Here is a 17120-nt window from a genome sequence, read left to right as displayed (position 1 = left end):
TTACTCCTTTTTCCCAGCAGCTTGGCCGTCATCATCAGGCAGGCTCCAGAAATCAAAAAAATTAAACCAGTCGAGCGGAGATTTCAGCGCATAGTGCGCCAGCCGTTCGGCATAGCGATCGACGATCTGCTGTAAGGCCTGCTGTCGGGTTGGACGCGGCAACGCAATGCTATCGGCAAAGGGTTCGCAGTAGACGCGCAGCTTTTTCTGCTCGCGAATGACAAACATCAGCAGCACAGGGCAACGCAGCGCCGCCGCCAGAATAAAAGGCCCTTGAGGAAAAGGCGCTTCTTTTCCCAAAAATGGGCTCCACACCACGCGTCGTACACCGCCACGCTGACGATTGACCGCTGTGCGATCGCCGACAATCGCCACCCATTCGCCGGCATCCAGCTTTTCTTGCAGCATGATGGCGGTATCCGGCCCGATGTCGCTGACAGGAATAAGGTTCACACCAGCCTGCGGGGCGATCTCTTCCAGTATCTGCTTAAAACGCTGGGAATTTTCAGTAAACACCAGCGCGTTAATCACCAGTCCACTCACCTGCTGCGCCAGCGCCCGACACACCTCGATATCGCCGAGGTGTGAAGCCAGAATCAGTTGCCCTTTCTGTCTGCTTTGTTCAATGGTTTGCAGAGCACCGGGGGCAAAATCAATATCGCGGCCCCAGTGCAGATCGCCGCGCCAGCTGGCGATTTTATCCAGCATCGCCTGACCAAAACGGAGGAAATGGTGATAGCTGTTGAGCGGTTTAGGCAGCGTGATATCGTGCTGATGCGCATAATCCCCGATTTGCCGCAGCCATGACTGAGACGCCTGACGCGCGGTACGGCCAGTCAGCCAGTAAAACGCAATCACAGGCCAGAGAAACAGCGTAAATACCCCGCGACCTAACCGTTGATATATCGCCAGCATGAACCGCATACCGAGCAGGCCCTTGCGTTCAGACACGCCAGCCCAGTGTTGCTGACGTTGCCGCATCAGCAGCACGGGAATGCGCGGAAGCATGCCGAAAAACAGACGGGTATGCATCCAGGAAATCCGCAGGTTATCGTGTAGCGCATCGAAATGAGACAGGCCGTTTTCTGGATACGTCACCGCCGTTTCAATAAAGCGGCTAGGCGTTCCCGCCCAATACAGACGCACCATAATTTCCGTATCGAAATCCATACGGTGACCGAGAGACTTTCGTGAAAGAAGAGAGACCGTGGCGGCAACCGGATAGACACGGAAACCGCACATGCTGTCCTTGATGGAGAGAGATAGCGTTTCAATCCAGACCCAAACATGGGTGACATAGCGCCCGTAAAGCCGTGATTTCGGTACAGAGGCATCGTAACGCGGTCGACCGGAAATCAGACAATGCGGGTGCGTTTTCGCCTCATCCAGCAGAAGCGGTGCATCTTCAATCTGATGCTGCCCGTCGGCATCAACCTGTAAAGCATGGCTAAAGCCAGCCTGCGCTGCGGCTTCGATGCCACGAATCACCGCCGCACCTTTGCCGCTGTTGTGCGCCAGCCGAATCAGCGTCACGCCGTCATTTTCCGCGGCCAGTTGAGCGAGAACGTGTTGCGTTGCCGTATCGCTTCCATCATCAACAATGAAAACGGGCAGCGCTAGCGGTGCCAAACGCGCCAACACCGATGCCATCATGGCACCGTGGTTATAACAAGGGATTACCACGCAGGGCGAGAAGGCGCCATTTACTGACATGGGCGATCTTCCATCATCGGCGTGAGCTTTATTTTCCCGCTGCTGGCCGTGCGCTCAGTCTCGCCATCCAGAATGGTGTAGCTAAAGGTCAGCTGTTGCTTTCCGGTATGCCATGTCAGCACCAGACGCAGCGTTTTGCCGGGCAAAATCGGCTGCTGGAATTTAATGTTCTCAATGGACAAAAACGTCCACCCTTGCGCCAGCACCGTCGTTGCGTAATGCATGACCCAATCCAGCTGTGCCACACCAGGCAACAGCGGCTGACCCGTAAAGTGACCCTTGAACCAGAACAGTTCAGGATCAGCCTGTAGCATCAATTCGATCTGAGACGTTTCATCCGTCTTTTTTACATCGTGCCGGACAAGCTCAACGGGCAACATGAAACAATTCCTGTATCTGCGGCCAGGCGCGTTTACTCTGGCTATTGTGGGGAATAACGTCGACGATGCGCCAGAAACGCGGCATCGCTAACGGCTCCAGCCATTTTTGCAATTCATGCCGCCATTGGCGTTTCAAATTCGGTAAGTCATCGGCCTTATCGGGAATATTCAGCACCAGTACCACGCCAATACCGCTCCGCTCCGGGCGCGTCACCTGAAGCGCAACCGCATCAGCAATGTCGGGCAGATCGAGTAAACGCCGTTCTATCTCACTTAGCGAAATACGCTTATCTTCGATCTTCACCACGCGGTCGTGTCGGCCACACAGCTGAAAATGCCCCGCGTCATCAAACGCCAGTCGATCATCCAGCTTATGCCCCAGAACATGTGGAATCAGCGCCGACTGCGCCCACCAGTTATCTTGTTCATCGCGCCGCAGTGACACACCGGGGAATAGCTGCCACGGTACGGTATCCGTCTCGCGCGAGCGCCATGCTAAAACACCCGTTTCTGTACTGCCGTATATCTCATTGACGGGCTGCCTAAACCACGCCGCTGCCGCTTCAGCATGCAGCCAGGGCAAGGTTCCCCCCGCAGAGACGATTAACGAACACAAGGGAGCAGGAAGCGCACGATCGATGCGACGTAAGAATGCCGGGCTGCTGATAAACACGTAACGCCGCTGATGCTGTTGTGAAGTAAGTTGTTCGGTATAAAGCAGTTGGCGGCTATCAAAGCGCAGCCCCAGCGCCATCGGCAGCCAGATGCGAAACGTCAGCCCATATAAATGCTGGTGGGTAACGGAAGCGATCACATCACAGCCTTGCAAGCGTGTGCCCCAGCGTTCCGCCAGCCAACGCGACTCTTCATCCAGACAGCGTACCGGTTTAACAATCTGACGAGGCTTGCCGGTGGAGCCTGACGTGAATAACACAACGCAGGCATCATCCGGTATGGGGGGCAACACGGCATCCGCGACGCTCTCCGTATCTGCCGTCAGAGCAAACACCGGACAATCCAGATGCAGGGACACATCGGTCAGCACCCCGTCAAATTCATCCGCCTGTTCTTCTAATACGGATTGGCGACAGTGGCCGGGGATGACCGGGGTTTTTCCTGCATGAAGAGCAGCCAGAAGCCCGATAGTGAAGCGGTAGCTGTCTTCAAAACACAGCGCCCAACGCGTCTCCTGTCGCAGACTTAGCTGCTGACAAAGTGCGATCACCTGCGCTTTCAACGATCCCAGCGTAAACGTACTGGCACCATTACTGGCAACAATGCGCTGAAGGGAATCATTTCCCGCCAGCCAGTCATTGACGGCGCGGACAGTCGACCCGTTCATACGCGCTTCCTCAGACGCTGGCGTATCAACCACTCTCCCCCCATCAACAACCCCATAAGCACATAGCTGATCACGCCGTTCCATAACGTCCACCAATGAAGATTGCCGACAAGACAGGTCAGCACGGCGATACTGCCGTTAAAAATAAAAAACCAACACCAGACTTTCGTCACACGCCGCGTATAGGCAATAGCCTGAACGGGGAGTTCCGGTTCCCGAAGGCGGGCAAGGCGCTCTACAATCGGCATACCGCTATAGAGCGAGCCACCAAACAGCATCAACATGACGCTATTTACCGCAACGGGATACCACAGCAGCCAACCGCCATCGCGCAGTAATAAACTGGCAACGGAAAGCACCACCCCAGCCGCGGCCAGCCACAGGGCCGTCCCTTTGAATGCCTTGTTTTCAAATAAATTGTTTGCATCACGCAACGTAACGAAACGCAGAACAAACATCAGTGCCAATACCGCGAGTAGCCAACGATGCTCAGGGTGTGTGATGCTAAACCAGGCCAGAAAAGGCCAGGCGAGCGTCATTAAGATGTTCAGACTACTTATCAGCACACGCATCACTTGGCGAACTCATCAACCTTCACGGAGCAGGCTTTCTACCGCATCAACCACATCCTGCACGGTACGCACAGATTTAAAAATTTCCGGCGATATTTTGCGCCCGATGCGTTTTTGCAGGTGAACCACCATATCCACCGCATCGATGCTATCTAGCTCAAGATCTTCATAGAGGCGGGATTCAGGTTTGATATCATCAGCATCCAGTTCAAACAGCTTGACCAGTAAGCCTGTAATTTCCTGATAAATTTCGTTTTTATCCATCATCAACTCATTTTATTTTACTATCAGGCACTCACGGCGCGCTGAGTGTTGATAAAAGCTGCAAGGGTTGCAACGGAAAAGAAGTGTTGGCGTACCTCTTCACTTTCCGCAGAAAGCACGACGCCATAACGGTTTTTTACCGCTAATCCCAGCTCAAGCGCATCGATAGAATCCAGACCAAGGCCATCGCCAAAAAGCGGGGCGTCCGTTTCTATTTCATCAACGCTGATATCTTCAAGATTAAGAGAGTCGATAATCATCTCTTTGATTTCAACAAACATACTTTCCATATGTATTTCCAAATGGTGATCAGCTTTCTGGTGTTAAAGATTGCTGCAAAAGGCGGTTCAAACGGCGAGCCGCCAAGGATCGCGCCTCTTCAGGCGCCATAAAAGTGTCGTTATTGATGCGTTCGCGTACGCTCACCGTGAAACACGGTTTTTCAGGCGGAATGTGATACCAGCGACTTTGTTTTCCCAATGTTTTTTGGCTACAGCGAATATGCACGACCCGCAAATCACAGCCGCAACGCACCGCAATATTTGCGGCACCGCGTTGCAGAACAAGGGGTTCGCCATAACGCGTACGTGTGCCTTCAGGAAAAATAATGATCGCATCGCCGTTATCAAGCCGTCGCTGACAGTCCGGCAATAGCGCATCAGACTGGCTGTTAAGCAGGTAATCCGCCGCACGAATGACGCCGCGGAAAAACAGGTTTTTCTGTAAATCGGCCTTAACCAGACAGTCGACATCTGGCATGACGGATGCCAGCAAAACATAGTCAATTAACGTCGGGTGATTGGCGACAATCAAACAGCTGCGATCGCGCTGTAAGGTTTCGATGCCGTCAATGCGGTAATCCAGCACCCCTAATTTGCGGGCACTGCATAAAAAAAAGCGGAAGCTGGCGGAAATGCTGCGGCGAGCCAGCTGGCGGCGGCGGGTGGTATCACGCTGAATCAGCAACACATTGAACCACACCAGAGAAAGCAGTAAACCGCCAACGCCAAACATGGCAAAACACGCGCCGGTCATCATTAATCGCCATAAACGATTCAGATAAGTCGAAGAACGAAGCACCAGCGATGACTCAGACATCCCTTCTCTCCCACGCCCAGTCAACGCGTTCGCCTGGTAGGGAAAAACTCGGCTTCTCGGCAAGAAAAGCCTGCAAGAACAACAGGCTTTGTGGTGAATCACCGCTGTGAGATTCCGCCTGAGGTCGCGATTCACACACCATGTCATCACCATCCCCTAACACTAGGGCGACAGCGTAGGGGTAACCAGGCATATCTGCCGAAACATGTGGGTGGTAGAAATCAGGGATCGCACCATCAAAATCAACCAATAGAATATTGCGGTATCCCGCGGCCTGTAATGCCTTTACTTCGATAAGGCCTTGCTGGAAAGAGTCCATTCCTGCGGCAATCGACGTAGAAACCAGCGGGGCTTTCGCCGTAATCGTCAGGCTTCCCACTGCCGCGTTGTGTACCGACATTGCAAAATCAGTAGGAGAAATGTTCTCATTTTCTGACAGCGCCTTCAGGATATTCAGGTTGCGTTCCAGCTCGCCGTGGCGCGAGGTGAAGACAATGGCATCCACCGACTGGCGACGCAGTAGCGCTAACCCGCTATCGACCGCCAAACGGCTCCCTTGATTGAGGCGACGAGCCATCATCATGGGTAAATGTCGACATTTATCCAAAGTTTGCTCGGCATTGATCGCAGCAGATACCCGCGACCAATTCAGCCAATCGTCCGCGCTGCTGAGGCCCGGCGCGCTGGCCTGCCAATCAATGATTGAAAATGCTAATCTCATACTGCCTTCTTCCAGTCCGACCTATTTCGGCGTTATCGCTGCTATTTCCCGTTTACGTCCGCTATTTTATTATCGCTTTTTACAGATCAGCAGCGTGTGACCCACGCCAATATTATCGATTTGATTTTCAACGACAAATCCAGCCTGCTCTACTAAAGGTAAAAATCGTCTGGCGGCATAGAAACGGCTGGTCCCATTGGCAAGACAGGTAAAGTAGAGCGAAGAAGCATTCAGGCTAAAAGCACCAGCTTCCCACCGCTGACGATCCCAAAAAATTTCCAAAATACAGACTCTGGCATCTGGCTTCATCACGCCGGCGATTTTACGCAAGATAGCCACGATTTGTTCTTCACTAAAACAGTCGAGGAATTGGCTCATCCACCATATATCCGCTTCACCCGGCAACGGGCAATCGGAGAGCATATCGACAGCACAGCCCTTAATACGATCAGATTTCCCTGCTTCTGCAATATTTTCTGTCGCCAGCGCAATTTGCTCCGGCAAATCCAAAATCGTCATGTTCACATCACGATCGTAGTCATAGCAGCGCATGGCCCATTTACCGGTATTCCCGCCGACATCGTAGAGATGTTTTGGCTTTAGCTGGAAGACATGCGGCAAGGCAGCATCAAATGCGGTATCTGAATAGAAATGATCGAACGCAAACCAACTCGACTTTGCCTGCGGCGGCAGTTGGCTTAACGCTGGATATATTGTCGGCCACTCACCAAAGACTTTTAATCCAGAGGGTTCATTTTTTGCCAACGCCTCATCAAGGTAAAACATCCCCTGATAACAAACATCCTGAGTAAAATCCATGTTGACGCGCGTCATGCGGTCATGGAGCAGATAATGACCAATTTTAGCCAGCGCGTAGGTTTCCTCTTTCTGGATAATAATGCGGCCACTCAGCCCAACATCCAGCAGCAGTTCAACGGCGTAACGATTTAATGAGGTAATGGCAACAATGTCATCGAGATTTGCGCCCTGATGACCGCGCTTATCCAGAAAATCTAAAATACCGTGGTTACGCAGATTGATAGCCGCCTGAAACAGCATGGGAGCAAACGCAATTCGCTGCGCTTCAGTAATAGCATCCAGCGCGCTGACATTATCTTTGTCATATCCGTAATACACTGACTTTTCCCTTGAGGTCGGACAAAAACGATCAGAAAAGAACAACAAAAAATAGAGTCGGATAACAATGGAGATATCCGACTATTAAAATTATTTAATCTGTTGACCGGCAAGTGTTAATTGAATTTCATGATCCAGATTTTTTATCCAATTATTATAATTTCGGTGAATCTTCCCACCTCCCGCCAACAAATTCTCACTTCCAACATAGCTAATGGAATAACTGGTTTGCGAATAGGTAATGCGAACATTTGCCACATGGCTACGCTGAACCAGACGACCATCAATCGCACCGGCGTAAGCCTGAGTCATCGCCCACTTACGCTTTTGCCCTGCTTCAATAATGGCATTCTTTACCTGTTCAGTGGTGTGCTGCCCAGTGATGGACTGTGTCACATTCGCTACCGGAACCGTACGCTCAGCACAACCCGTCAATATAAGAACAGAGACTAAAGCGGCGAAAATAATCTGTTTTTTCATAAAATCCCTATCAAACAAAAACATCACTGCCAAAAAAGAATTCGTTTCTGATGCAAGATGTAAAATTAATGCATCATTAAAACTATTTTACACAAAATAGAGATAACCTGACAAAAGAAACATGGTTCCCTGCCTCAGGTTTTCAGCACACAGATATCTGTAGTGTGAGGCAGAACAATAATCACAATTAAAAAATGGATATAAAAAAATCCGCCTTATGCTTTGCGACATAAGGCGGACGATCGTAACGAAAAAATACCGGAAAGTTACTCTACCGTAACGGATTTCGCCAGGTTACGTGGCTGATCGACATCGGTGCCTTTAATCAGCGCGACGTGATAAGACAGCAGCTGCAACGGCACCGTATAGAAGATTGGCGCAATCACTTCTTCGATATGCGGCAGTGGAATAATCTTCATATTTTCGCTGCTGGTGAAACCCGCATCTTCATCAGCGAAGACATACAGCTCACCGCCGCGCGCCCGCACTTCTTCGATGTTGGATTTCAATTTTTCCAACAGTTCGTTGTTCGGTGCCACGACGACAACCGGCATATCCGCATCAATCAGCGCCAGCGGGCCGTGTTTCAGCTCGCCTGCCGCATAGGCTTCCGCGTGAATATAAGAGATCTCTTTCAGCTTCAGCGCCCCCTCCATCGCGATCGGGTACTGATCGCCACGGCCGAGGAACAGCGCATGGTGCTTGTCAGAGAAACCTTCTGCCAGAGCTTCGATGAGCTTGTCCTGAGACAGCATCTGCTCAATACGCGCTGGCAGCGCCTGCAAACCATGAACGATGTCATGCTCAATCTGCGCATCCATACCGCGCAGGCGGCCAACGCGAGCCACCAGCATCAGCAGAACGGTAAGCTGAGTGGTGAAGGCTTTGGTCGAGGCCACGCCAATCTCTACACCCGCTTTGGTCATCAGCGCCAGATCGGATTCACGCACCAGCGAGGAGCCCGCAACGTTACAGATAGCCAGCGATCCCAGATAGCCCAGCTCTTTGGACAAACGCAGTGCTGCCAGCGTATCCGCCGTTTCACCGGACTGAGACAGGGTAATCATCAGGCTGTTCTTACGCACGGCAGGCTTGCGATAGCGGAATTCGGAAGCAATCTCCACGTCGCACGGAATACCAGCCAGTGATTCAAACCAGTAACGGGAAACCATACCGGAATTGTAGGATGTGCCGCAGGCAATGATCTGAACGTGTTCAACCTTCGCCAGCAGCTCATCCGCTTTCGGGCCTAACTCAGACAGATTGATCTCACCATGGCTGAAACGCCCTTCAAGGGTGTTCTTGATTGCCATCGGCTGTTCGTAGATTTCTTTCTGCATGTAGTGACGATACGCGCCTTTGTCACCAGCATCGTAATTCACTTTTGATTCAATTTCTTCACGTGCGGCAAGCTGACCTGATTTATCAAACACGCGCACATCACGACGGGTGATTTCTGCGATGTCGCCTTCTTCCAGGAACATAAAGCGACGCGTCACAGGCAGCAACGCCAGCTGATCGGAGGCAATAAAGTTCTCTCCGACACCACGGCCAATCACCAGCGGGCTACCAGAACGAGCGGCAACCAATACGCTTGGGTCACGGTTATCCAACACCACCATGCCATACGCACCGCGCAGCTGTGGGATCACGCGCTTAACGATTTCAACCAGCGTTCCGCCATTCTGCTGCTGTTCGAAATGAACCAGATGGGCAACCACTTCCGTATCGGTTTCGGAGACAAAGCGATAGCCGCGGCCGATCAGCAGTTCGCGCAGCGGCTCGTGGTTCTCGATAATGCCGTTATGAACGATAGTGATATGTTCAGAAACATGCGGGTGTGCGTTCTCTTCAGAAGGTTCGCCGTGCGTTGCCCAACGGGTATGGGCGATGCCGGTACCGCCGTGCAGTTCATGCTCTTCGGCTGCCTGAGACAGCACCTGCACTTTCCCCAGACGGCGCAAACGGGCGACATGTCCTTCGCTGTCAACAACCGCCAACCCCGCAGAGTCATAGCCGCGGTACTCAAGACGGCGTAAACCTTCCAACAAAATTTCAGCAACATCACGTTGCGCAACTGCGCCTACAATTCCACACATCGATGGTATTCCTATAAAAGTGACATATTGTGTCACCAGGGATGTCTTAGACCTGATTATTCCGGTTTTTCCGGGCTCCCCGAGCCTTGTAGAGAGTTGGGGATTATTATGTTTTGTTCTGCACTCTGGGATCGACTCCGCAGAGGGATCGGCCAAAGCACAGGACAAAACCGCCTCCGCCCTATGCGGAGGCATTAAATATTATTTCTTTTTCACCGGACGCTGCCAGCCGGAAATATGCCGTTGCTTCACGCGACCGACCACCAGCTCATTCTCTGCCACATCGCGCGTAACCGTCGTTCCCGCGCCGATAGTCGCACCGCTGGCAACGCTAACGGGTGCCACCAGTTGGCTATCCGAACCGACAAATACATCGTCACCAATAACCGTTTTATGTTTATTCGCGCCGTCATAATTACAGGTGATCGTTCCCGCGCCAATATTAACACCGGAACCGATATCCGCATCACCCAAATAGCTAAGGTGACCCGCTTTTGATCCTTTACCTAAACGCGCTTTTTTCAATTCGACAAAGTTGCCGACATGCGCGCCCTCGGCCAGTTCTGAGCCTGGACGCAAGCGGGCAAATGGGCCAACGGTACATTCTGCTTCTAACACCGCGTCTTCCAACACAGAGTAAGGGCTGATCTCACTGTCATCGCCAATGATGCAGTTTTTGATCACACAGCCAGCACCGATTTTCACCCGGTTACCCAGCTTAACATTGCCTTCCACGACAACATTGACATCAATCACCACATCGCGACCATGAGCCAGCTCGCCACGCAGATCAAATCGTGCCGGATCGAGCAGCATCACACCGGCCAGCAGCAGCTTGTCTGCCTGTTCACGCTGATAAACCCGCTCCAGCGCCGACAGTTGCAGGCGATTATTGACGCCCTCAACTTCGCTCAGTCGCTCAGGATGGACCGCTTCGACACGCTGACCTTCTTCCGCTGCCATCGCAATAATATCGGTGATGTAAAACTCACCCTGTGCATTGTTGTTATTCAACTGGCTTAACCAACGCTTCAGATCCTTGCCGTTCGCGATCAGAATACCGGTATTGATCTCGTTAATCTGGCGCTGTTCTTCGCTGGCATCTTTGTGCTCGACGATCCCGACAACAGCACCGTTTTCACGCACAATTCGCCCATAGCCCGTCGGATCGTCCAGCTTCACCGTCAACAGGCCGATACCACCCTGCGGCTTAGCCTCACGTAAACGCCCCAGCGTTTGCGATGAAATCAGCGGCACATCGCCATACAACATCAAGATATCTTCATCATCAGCAAAATGAGGCGCGGCTTGCTGCATCGCATGCCCGGTTCCCAGCTGTTCCGCCTGCAATACCCAGTTCAATGCCGGATCGGCCAATTCACGTTTTAGCAAATCGCCTCCGTGGCCATAGACCAGATGAACGTGCTGCGCGCCTGTCGTCATGGCAGCATCAATAACGTGCTGAACCATCGGTTTACCCGCCAGTTTATGCAGCACCTTGGGAAGGTCGGAATACATACGGGTTCCTTTACCCGCAGCAAGGATCACCACACTCATCGCACTATTTGACATAAGTATCCTGACAGTACGGAGCCACCGCTCCGCAAGAATAAAATGACCAGCCTGTTACGGCATGAATAACCTGAGTTTACCGAAACTCATGCTTAACGCGGATACTTTTTGGTGAGTTTTTTCTGAAAATTTCGCTCAAAACGACGAATGTTCACGAGAAGAAGATACAAGCACCATACTCTCAACCTAAACAGAAATGACACAGAGTTTCATAAAAAACAGACTTTGTTTTTAAGTATTTCCATTTGTGACACACACAAAAGAAACAGTGTTTCATTTATAGCAATATACGCGGGCAAATAATTCAATAACGAAGGAGATACAATGAAACGTTGTTCTTCACAAAAATGTGATTCATTACGGAAACACCGTTCTTCACGCCTCGCAGCCGTCGCGTTGACGAATGCATTACTCTTTAGCTTTAGTACACACGCTGCGACAGAATCAACCCCTGTCTGGCACGGCATCGCCTTTGGTCAATCAACAGACGTAAACTTCTCATCCAATGTCCTGCCAGAAAAGATTGGTGTTAACGACGTCACCATTAACGGCAAGAAATTAGCACCGGGGGATAACGCTGATTTATCCGCACCTATCACGATCGAAAGTCGTGGCGGAAAGATTGCCAACACCCATGACGGGCTGACGTTCTTCTATACGCAGCTGCCTGCGAATGTGAATTTCACGCTTCAGTCTGATATTACCGTGGAGCAGTTTGGGCCAGAAAACGGCGCTAAGCCGGCGGCTCAGGAAGGAGCGGGGATTCTGGTACGCGATATTATTGGCGTGCCGCGTCAGGAACCGCTGAAAGAAGGGTATGAGGAATTCCCTGCGGCATCCAACATGGTGATGAACGCCATCATGACGCAAGATAAGAAGTCTCATACCGAAATCAAGCTGCAGGCTATTTTGCGCAATGGCGTCACACAGCCGTGGGGAAATGCCGGTGCGAAAATTACCAAGACCAGCTACCAGGAAAATGTGAATCTGGAGCAAACGCCGACGTTCCGTCTGAAACTGGAACGTACCAACGACGGCTTTATTACCTCTTATGCGCCGAAAGGCACGGATAACTGGGTATCAAAAGAAGTTAAAGGCGCGGATGTTGTCACCAAGCTGGATAAAGACCACTACTATGTCGGTTTCTTTGCTTCCCGTAATGCCAAAATCACCGTCAGCAATGCACAGTTGACGACAACGCCAGCGCAAACCAAAGCGTCACCGGAGTTCAAGGCTAAGGCCTATGATCCTTTGCTCCAGGTGATGTCATCGCCTAAAACCACCAGCGAACACTATGTGGTTCAGGCCAGAGCCAACTACGCTGGCACGATCGCGGTGTCGCAAAACGGTCAGCCTCTGGGTGAAGCAAAGCAGGTAAAAGCGGGAGAAACCTTATCTCTGCCAGCGAAAATTGCCGGTAATAGCGCTGAGTTCAAGATTGCCTACCAACCTGCTGAAGGTGATGATAAAGCCGTAAAAGAGAGCACGTTCAAGGTTGAAAGAGTGGCCTACGCAGACGCTAAAAATCTGTATGTTTCGCCACAAGGTTCAGCCAGCAATGACGGCAGTAAAAATGCACCGATCGATTTAGCCAGCGCCGTCGCCGCTCTGCCTGCTGGTGGCACAATCTGGCTCAACGATGGTGATTACAGCGCAACTGAAATCCCTGTCAGCGCCAGCGGCCAGCAAAAAACCGTCAAGAACCTGTTTGCTGTCGGCAATAAAGCCGTGATTCATGGCCTACAGCTGAAAGCGAGCCATTGGCATGTTAAAGGGATTGAAATCACAGAGAAACCGTTCCGTATCGAGGGGAGCTACAACACCATCGAACGTGTTCTGGCGCACCACGCTGACGATACCGGTATTCAGGTGACGTCGACGGCTGATGTAGGCAGACCACTGTGGGCCAGCCACAACCTGATTCTGAATTCAGAATCTCACAGCAATCAGGACCCAGGCAAAATTAACGCCGACGGTTTCGCGGTGAAAATGCGTGTGGGTGAAGGCAACGTGATTCGCGGCGCGTTCTCGCACAACAACATCGATGATGGCTTCGACCTGTTTAACAAAATTGAAGACGGCGCAAACGGCGTTGTGGTGATCGAGAATTCAATTGCCATGAACAACACCAGCAACGGCTTCAAAATGGGTGGCGAAGGCCAGCCAGTGGCTCATCAGGTTAAAAACAGCATTGCTGTGGGCAACAAACTTGATGGTTTCACTGACAACTTCAACCCAGGTGCATTGATCGTTGAAGACAACATCGCGTTAGATAACGAACGCTTTAACTTCATTTTCCGCCCAAGCCCTTACTCTGGCCCGGAAAAACAAGGCGTCTTCAAAAACAACGTTTCGCTGAAAACCAAAGCGGGTAAATATGATGATGCGGTTGTCGGCAATATCGATAACACCAACTATTTCATCAAAGGCGACCGTTCGGTTAACGCGCAAGGTAAGGAAATCACCGTAAATAATTTCGTGTCGGTAGCTATCCCTGAGGCGTTTACACGTGATGCCAAAGGCAATCTGGTACTTGGCGACTTCCTGAAGAAAAAATAAGTTTGTGCAGAGAGCATCACAGATTTTGCCATTATCCGGCGCAAAAAAGTTATGCTGAGGAGATAGCAGGCTTAGGATGAGCCGCATGGACGCGGCGAAAGCTTGCGCCACGTCAGGAACGTGTCGCAAGCGGTCCGTTAAGCCCGATACCGACGAAGGAACCGCGTAGCGGCATAATTTAGCCGGAAGCCTGGGTTCGCAGGGCGGCGGCGACTGAGCGTCCCTGCGTCGGGCGCGTGATACGGAGTAGCATGAAAATGGCGAAACTATCGCGCACGAAACCATCTCTTAGTCTGCATAAAAATGTCACTAAGAGGTGAATCTGTGAAGGCAGAGAAGAGGCATCACCTTAAATGAAAAAGGCCAGTCAGTGTGAACTGACTGGCCTTTAATTATTGCAAGCTTATCTGTTACATCGCTTTTCTGGTCAGCTCGATAACACGCAGCTTCGCAATCGCTTTAGTCAGCTCTGCGGAAGCCTGAGCATAATCCACATCGCCATGCGAATTGCGGATATGATCTTCAGCTTTGCGTTTCGCTTCCAGCGCACGTGCTTCATCCAGATCCTGCCCACGGATAGCGGTATCAGACAGTACGGTGACAATATTCGGCTGCACCTCAAGGACGCCGCCAGAAAGATAGATATACTCTTCCTCACCGTGCTGCTTAACGATACGAATCATACCCGGCTTAATGGCAGTGAGCAGAGGGGCATGTCCCGGATAAATACCCAGTTCGCCTTCGCTCCCCGTTACCTGGATCTTCTGCACCAGACCGGAGAACATTTGCTGTTCTGCACTCACGACATCCAGATGGTAAGTCATAGCCATGTCACCCTCCTACAAGGCGTTACAGTTTCTTGGCTTTTTCCACGACTTCTTCAATGGAACCAACCATGTAGAACGCCTGCTCTGGCAGGTGGTCGTATTCGCCTTCCATAATCCCTTTAAAGCCACGGATGGTGTCTTTCAGGGAAACGTATTTGCCCGGAGAACCGGTAAATACTTCCGCTACGAAGAACGGCTGAGACAGGAAGCGCTGAATCTTACGCGCACGGGATACCACCAGCTTGTCTTCTTCAGACAGCTCGTCCATACCCAGAATCGCGATGATGTCTTTCAGTTCCTGGTAACGTTGCAGAATAGACTGCACGCCACGAGCAACATCATAGTGTTCCTGACCAACAACCAGCGGATCCAACTGACGGCTGGTGGAATCCAGCGGGTCAACGGCCGGGTAGATACCCAGAGAAGCGATCTGACGGCTCAGTACCACGGTTGCATCCAAGTGAGCAAAGGTGGTGGCTGGTGACGGGTCAGTCAAGTCATCCGCAGGAACGTAAACGGCCTGAACGGAGGTGATAGAACCGGTTTTGGTTGAGGTGATACGTTCTTGCAGAACGCCCATCTCTTCCGCCAGCGTCGGCTGATAACCTACCGCAGAAGGCATACGACCCAGCAGTGCGGATACTTCCGTACCGGCCAGGGTATAACGGTAGATGTTATCGACGAACAGCAGTACGTCACGGCCTTCATCACGGAATTTTTCCGCCATGGTCAGACCGGTCAATGCTACGCGCAGACGGTTACCCGGCGGCTCATTCATCTGGCCATACACCAGTGATACTTTATCGATTACGTTGGAGTCGGTCATTTCGTGGTAGAAGTCGTTACCTTCACGGGTACGCTCACCTACGCCTGCAAACACGGAGTAACCGGAGTGCTCGATCGCGATGTTACGGATCAGCTCCATCATGTTTACGGTTTTACCTACGCCCGCACCACCGAACAGACCCACTTTACCGCCCTTGGCAAACGGACACATCAGGTCGATAACCTTGATGCCGGTTTCCAGCAGTTCCTGTGAGTTTGACAGCTCTTCATAGCTCGGAGCTGAACGGTGGATAGCCCAACGCTCTTCTTCGCCGATATCGCCTTTCATGTCGATTGGGTCACCCAATACGTTCATGATACGACCCAGCGTTGCTTTACCTACCGGTACTTCGATCGGGTGGTCCAGGTTATTCACGTTCAACCCGCGACGCAGGCCGTCAGAAGAACCCATTGCGATACAACGAACAATGCCGCCGCCCAACTGCTGCTGCACTTCCAGCACCAGTTTTTCAGCGCCGTTCTCTACCTCAAGCGCATCGTACACCTTCGGTACGGCATCTTGCGGGAACTCGACGTCCACCACGGCGCCGATTACCTGGATAATCTTTCCAGTAGCCATCTTGAATCCTCTACGTAATTCGACAATACGTAATTCGTAAACCTGCTTTAAACCGCGGAGGCTCCCCCGACGATTTCGGTGAGTTCCTGGGTGATGCTGGCCTGACGAGCTTTGTTGTATACCAACTGCAGCTCTTTGATCAGGCTACCGCCGTTATCGGTCGCGGCTTTCATCGCAACCATTCGCGCGGCCTGCTCACTAGCCAGATTTTCTACGACGCCCTGATAAACCTGAGATTCTACATAACGGCGCAGCAGGGTATCCAGCAGCGACTTAGGATCGGGTTCATACAGGTAATCCCAGGCTTTCTTCTTCAACTCACCGTCATCCGAAGGCGGTAACGGTAACACTTGAACAACAAGCGGTTCCTGAGACATGGTATTAATAAACTTGTTGCTTACGATATACAGCTTGTCCAGACGACCTTCGTCATAGGCTTGCAGCATAACTTTAACCGGGCCGATCAATTCTGATACGGAAGGGGTATCCCCCATACCGGTAACCTGAGCAACAATGTTTCCGCCTACCGAACCGAAGAAAGAAACCGCTTTGGAACCAATCAGCGCTAAATCAGTTTCAACGCCTTTGTCGCTCCAGGATTTCATATCAGCCAGCAGTTTCTTGAACAGGTTAATGTTCAAACCACCGCACAGGCCACGGTCAGTAGACACCACCAGATACCCAACGCGCTTAACGTCGCGTTCTTCCAGGTACGGGTGTTTATATTCCAGATTTCCTAACGCAAGGTGACCAATCACATTGCGTATGGTTTCCGCATAAGGACGGCTGGCCGCCATACGATCCTGCGATTTACGCATTTTGGAAGCGGCGACCATTTCCATTGCTTTGGTGATCTTCTGCGTATTTTGGACGCTTGCGATCTTACTACGTATCTCTTTTGCGCCGGCCATCTTTGCTTCTCCTCAAAGCCTTGCGGCCTGCTTTACAGCA

At 51.5% G+C, this 17120-nt stretch carries 16 protein-coding genes; 1 reads left to right on the top strand and 15 read right to left on the bottom strand.

Features of this window, described 5'->3' with window-relative positions; genetic code table 11:
• From NXT09_RS17600 to glmU, 12 genes are all read right to left on the bottom strand, one after another.
• A complete protein-coding gene (locus NXT09_RS17600) occupies window positions 1-1713 on the bottom strand; it encodes a glycosyltransferase family 2 protein (RefSeq protein ID WP_268580725.1) in 1713 nt (570 codons plus the stop codon).
• Complete coding sequence (locus NXT09_RS17595; protein WP_205549459.1) at window positions 1704-2093, bottom strand: ApeI family dehydratase; 390 nt, start codon at window positions 2091-2093, stop codon at window positions 1704-1706. Before NXT09_RS17595 ends, NXT09_RS17600 begins: the two co-directional genes overlap by 10 nt.
• A complete protein-coding gene (locus tag NXT09_RS17590) occupies window positions 2080-3435 on the bottom strand; it encodes an AMP-binding protein (protein ID WP_268580724.1) in 1356 nt (451 codons plus the stop codon). Before NXT09_RS17590 ends, NXT09_RS17595 begins: the two co-directional genes overlap by 14 nt.
• A complete protein-coding gene (locus tag NXT09_RS17585; RefSeq protein ID WP_268580723.1) occupies window positions 3432-4007 on the bottom strand; it encodes a COG4648 family protein in 576 nt (191 codons plus the stop codon). Before NXT09_RS17585 ends, NXT09_RS17590 begins: the two co-directional genes overlap by 4 nt.
• 15 nt (window positions 4008-4022) lie before the next feature.
• On the bottom strand, window positions 4023-4271 hold the full coding sequence (locus tag NXT09_RS17580; RefSeq protein WP_010681454.1) for an acyl carrier protein: 249 nt from the start codon (window positions 4269-4271) through the stop codon (window positions 4023-4025).
• A gap of 23 nt (window positions 4272-4294) precedes the next feature.
• Window positions 4295-4561, bottom strand: coding sequence for a phosphopantetheine-binding protein (locus NXT09_RS17575; RefSeq protein ID WP_205549453.1), 267 nt, complete (start codon window positions 4559-4561; stop codon window positions 4295-4297).
• 19 nt (window positions 4562-4580) lie between these two features.
• Window positions 4581-5369, bottom strand: a complete 789-nt coding sequence (locus tag NXT09_RS17570) for a lysophospholipid acyltransferase family protein (RefSeq protein WP_268580722.1) — start codon at window positions 5367-5369, stop codon at window positions 4581-4583.
• On the bottom strand, window positions 5362-6090 hold the full coding sequence (locus tag NXT09_RS17565; RefSeq protein WP_268580721.1) for a beta-ketoacyl synthase chain length factor: 729 nt from the start codon (window positions 6088-6090) through the stop codon (window positions 5362-5364). Before NXT09_RS17565 ends, NXT09_RS17570 begins: the two co-directional genes overlap by 8 nt.
• Before the next feature lie 69 nt (window positions 6091-6159).
• On the bottom strand, window positions 6160-7227 hold the full coding sequence (locus NXT09_RS17560) for an SAM-dependent methyltransferase (protein WP_268580720.1): 1068 nt from the start codon (window positions 7225-7227) through the stop codon (window positions 6160-6162).
• A 90-nt stretch (window positions 7228-7317) separates the two neighbouring features.
• On the bottom strand, window positions 7318-7707 hold the full coding sequence (locus NXT09_RS17555; RefSeq protein WP_205549445.1) for a hypothetical protein: 390 nt from the start codon (window positions 7705-7707) through the stop codon (window positions 7318-7320).
• Window positions 7708-7973: 266 nt separating this feature from the next.
• The gene (gene glmS, locus NXT09_RS17550; protein WP_268580719.1) at window positions 7974-9806 is read right to left on the bottom strand and encodes a glutamine--fructose-6-phosphate transaminase (isomerizing); all 1833 of its coding nucleotides are present in this window, start codon (window positions 9804-9806) and stop codon (window positions 7974-7976) included.
• A gap of 201 nt (window positions 9807-10007) precedes the next feature.
• The gene (gene glmU, locus NXT09_RS17545; protein ID WP_224072845.1) at window positions 10008-11378 is read right to left on the bottom strand and encodes a bifunctional UDP-N-acetylglucosamine diphosphorylase/glucosamine-1-phosphate N-acetyltransferase GlmU; all 1371 of its coding nucleotides are present in this window, start codon (window positions 11376-11378) and stop codon (window positions 10008-10010) included.
• Window positions 11379-11702: 324 nt separating this feature from the next.
• Here glmU and pelX point away from each other — a divergent pair, with 324 nt between their 5' ends.
• Window positions 11703-13937 (top strand): pectate disaccharide-lyase PelX, encoded by a 2235-nt coding sequence (pelX, locus tag NXT09_RS17540; protein ID WP_268580718.1) that lies wholly within the window; start codon window positions 11703-11705, stop codon window positions 13935-13937.
• A 410-nt stretch (window positions 13938-14347) separates the two neighbouring features.
• Here pelX and NXT09_RS17535 read toward each other — a convergent pair whose 3' ends face one another.
• Genes NXT09_RS17535 through atpG form a run of 3 tightly spaced genes read right to left on the bottom strand, consistent with a single transcriptional unit; the run spans window position 14348 to window position 17080 of the window.
• On the bottom strand, window positions 14348-14767 hold the full coding sequence (locus NXT09_RS17535) for a F0F1 ATP synthase subunit epsilon (RefSeq protein WP_010300077.1): 420 nt from the start codon (window positions 14765-14767) through the stop codon (window positions 14348-14350).
• Between the two features lie 19 nt (window positions 14768-14786).
• A complete protein-coding gene (gene atpD, locus NXT09_RS17530; protein WP_039317443.1) occupies window positions 14787-16169 on the bottom strand; it encodes a F0F1 ATP synthase subunit beta in 1383 nt (460 codons plus the stop codon).
• A gap of 47 nt (window positions 16170-16216) precedes the next feature.
• Window positions 16217-17080 (bottom strand): F0F1 ATP synthase subunit gamma, encoded by an 864-nt coding sequence (gene atpG, locus NXT09_RS17525; protein ID WP_268580717.1) that lies wholly within the window; start codon window positions 17078-17080, stop codon window positions 16217-16219.
• Window positions 17081-17120: the final 40 nt, after the last annotated feature.

It is taken from the genome of Pectobacterium jejuense, from assembly GCF_026800125.1.
Classification (GTDB): domain Bacteria; phylum Pseudomonadota; class Gammaproteobacteria; order Enterobacterales; family Enterobacteriaceae; genus Pectobacterium; species Pectobacterium jejuense.
Note: the sequence above shows the minus strand (reverse complement) of the source record. Positions and strands in the feature narration are given on the sequence as shown.

Bases quoted from the DNA above. Each gene is read 5' to 3' on its own strand.
- NXT09_RS17600 (WP_268580725.1), bottom strand. From the start codon at position 1,713: ATGTCAGTAAATGGCGCCTTCTCGCCCTGCGTGGTAATCCCTTGTTAT.
- NXT09_RS17595 (WP_205549459.1), bottom strand. From the start codon at position 2,093: ATGTTGCCCGTTGAGCTTGTCCGGCACGATGTAAAAAAGACGGATGAA.
- NXT09_RS17590 (WP_268580724.1), bottom strand. From the start codon at position 3,435: ATGAACGGGTCGACTGTCCGCGCCGTCAATGACTGGCTGGCGGGAAAT.
- NXT09_RS17585 (WP_268580723.1), bottom strand. From the start codon at position 4,007: ATGCGTGTGCTGATAAGTAGTCTGAACATCTTAATGACGCTCGCCTGG.
- NXT09_RS17580 (WP_010681454.1), bottom strand. From the start codon at position 4,271: ATGGATAAAAACGAAATTTATCAGGAAATTACAGGCTTACTGGTCAAG.
- NXT09_RS17575 (WP_205549453.1), bottom strand. From the start codon at position 4,561: ATGGAAAGTATGTTTGTTGAAATCAAAGAGATGATTATCGACTCTCTT.
- NXT09_RS17570 (WP_268580722.1), bottom strand. From the start codon at position 5,369: ATGTCTGAGTCATCGCTGGTGCTTCGTTCTTCGACTTATCTGAATCGT.
- NXT09_RS17565 (WP_268580721.1), bottom strand. From the start codon at position 6,090: ATGAGATTAGCATTTTCAATCATTGATTGGCAGGCCAGCGCGCCGGGC.
- NXT09_RS17555 (WP_205549445.1), bottom strand. From the start codon at position 7,707: ATGAAAAAACAGATTATTTTCGCCGCTTTAGTCTCTGTTCTTATATTG.
- glmS (WP_268580719.1), bottom strand. From the start codon at position 9,806: ATGTGTGGAATTGTAGGCGCAGTTGCGCAACGTGATGTTGCTGAAATT.
- glmU (WP_224072845.1), bottom strand. From the start codon at position 11,378: ATGTCAAATAGTGCGATGAGTGTGGTGATCCTTGCTGCGGGTAAAGGA.
- pelX (WP_268580718.1), top strand. From the start codon at position 11,703: ATGAAACGTTGTTCTTCACAAAAATGTGATTCATTACGGAAACACCGT.
- NXT09_RS17535 (WP_010300077.1), bottom strand. From the start codon at position 14,767: ATGGCTATGACTTACCATCTGGATGTCGTGAGTGCAGAACAGCAAATG.
- atpD (WP_039317443.1), bottom strand. From the start codon at position 16,169: ATGGCTACTGGAAAGATTATCCAGGTAATCGGCGCCGTGGTGGACGTC.
- atpG (WP_268580717.1), bottom strand. From the start codon at position 17,080: ATGGCCGGCGCAAAAGAGATACGTAGTAAGATCGCAAGCGTCCAAAAT.